The sequence below is a fragment of the Modestobacter marinus genome, from assembly GCF_019799945.1.
In the GTDB taxonomy this organism is placed as follows: Bacteria; Actinomycetota; Actinomycetes; order Mycobacteriales; family Geodermatophilaceae; genus Modestobacter; species Modestobacter marinus_B.
Map to the genome: position 1 here is coordinate 1 of NZ_JABGCH010000100.1, position 1,601 is coordinate 1,601.

General features: G+C 66.9%; 1 protein-coding gene and 1 pseudogene. One reads left to right on the forward strand and one right to left on the reverse strand.

Going from position 1 to position 1,601, the window contains the following annotated elements; all coding sequences use genetic code 11:
- Positions 1 to 432: pseudogene (locus HK417_RS24255) on the forward strand (transposase); the annotation flags it as partial.
- A gap of 118 nt (positions 433 to 550) precedes the next feature.
- Here the strand turns inward: HK417_RS24255 and HK417_RS24260 are convergent.
- Positions 551 to 1,601: sugar phosphate isomerase/epimerase family protein (locus tag HK417_RS24260; protein WP_222273269.1), on the reverse strand; the 1,051-nt coding region annotated here is incomplete at its 5' end.

Consider the following 1,601-nt stretch of genomic DNA (forward strand, 5'->3'; position numbering starts at 1 on the left):
ATGGGTGCGGGCGCTGCTGCACTCGGTCTACGACCAGCCCGACGCGACAAGCGTGCACGCCCAGTTCGACCGCGTGCTGGACGCCCTGGCCGACAAGCTGCCGAAGGTGGCCGAGCACCTCGAGGCCGCTCGCGCCGACGTGCTGGTCTTCGCCGCCTTCCCCAAGAGGTCTGGCGCCAGATCTGGTCCAACAACCCCTCCGAGCGGCTCAACCGGGAGATCCGCCGCCGCACCGACGTGGTCGGCATCTTCCCCGACCACGACTCCCTCATCCGCCTGGTCGGCGCCGTGCTGGCCGAGCAGCATGACGAATGGACCGAAGGCCGCCGCTACCTCGGCCTCGACGTCCTCGCCCGCTGCCGCATCCGACCCGTCACCGACCCGGCGACCGAGACCACCGAGGAGGTGACCATCCCGGCGCTCAGCGCCTGACCGGACAGAAGATCACGCGAACGCCGTCACACACCACGCCAGCGGACTTGACCGGTGATCGAACCGGCACTCACCAGGTAAACGACCGCCCGCCGCTAACCATGCACGAGGTCGTCAATCAGATGTTTGCGGGTTTCCAGTCAGGGGCTGCGGTGAGGAGGACCTGCTTGAGAAGGTCAGCGGCCCGGCCGACGCCTTCGACCGAGTTCACCAACGTGTCCTCGTGCTCGATGTTCAAAGTCCCGTCATATCCCACCGAGCGAAGGGTATAGACGAAGTCTGCCCAGAACGTCGCACCAAGTGGATGCCCCAGTCCGAGTGTCACGTAGTTCCAGGCGCGGTCACCGGCGCGCTCAATCGGCAGCGTGTCGAGCAGGCCGTCGCGGTCCGCGTGCGGCCTCTGTACACGGATGTCCTTGGCGTGCACGTGGAAGATGGCCGAGCCGAGAGCGCGTATCACGGTGGGGATGTCGGCCCCCATCCACATCAGGTGCGACGGGTCCAGGTTGGCGCCGACAACGTCGTCACCGACCGCGTCGAGGAGGCGGAACATCGTTGACACGCTGTACACGAGCTGGCTGCCGCACGCCTCGATCGCGAGGCGAACGCCGCTGTCCCTCGCGAACGCCGCGAGCTCTTTCCAGTACGGGATGGCGACCTCGTTCCACTGGTAGTCGAGCACCTTGAGGGTCTCGGGCGGCCAGGAGGTCGTGATCCAGTTCGGCGTCGAGTCGCCGCGGGCACCCGGGAGACCGGACATCATGACCACCGTCGGGACCCCGAGATCGCTCGCCAACGTGATGGTGTCCCGGACGACCTTGTCGTGCGCGGGCCCTTCGACCGGGTGCAGCTGGTTGCCGTTCGCGCACAGCGCGCTCAATGTCAGGTCACGCGAGGAGATCTTTCCCGCGAACTCGGCCCGGGCCTCCGCGGAGGAGACGAGAGCGGGCAGGTCAGCGTGGGGCGCCTCAGACCAGTTGCCCGTGGCAACCTCGACGGAACTGAGCCCCTGGTCCCTGGCGAGGTCCAGAACGCTCTCGAAGGGGAGGTGACCGACCGAGTCGGTGATCAGACCGATCTGCATCAGGAGCCTTTCGTTGAGGTGTATCGGTTGGCGATCTTGGATCGCCGCGCTTGGGGATGAGAATGCGGGGGCCGTCCGGCGACGT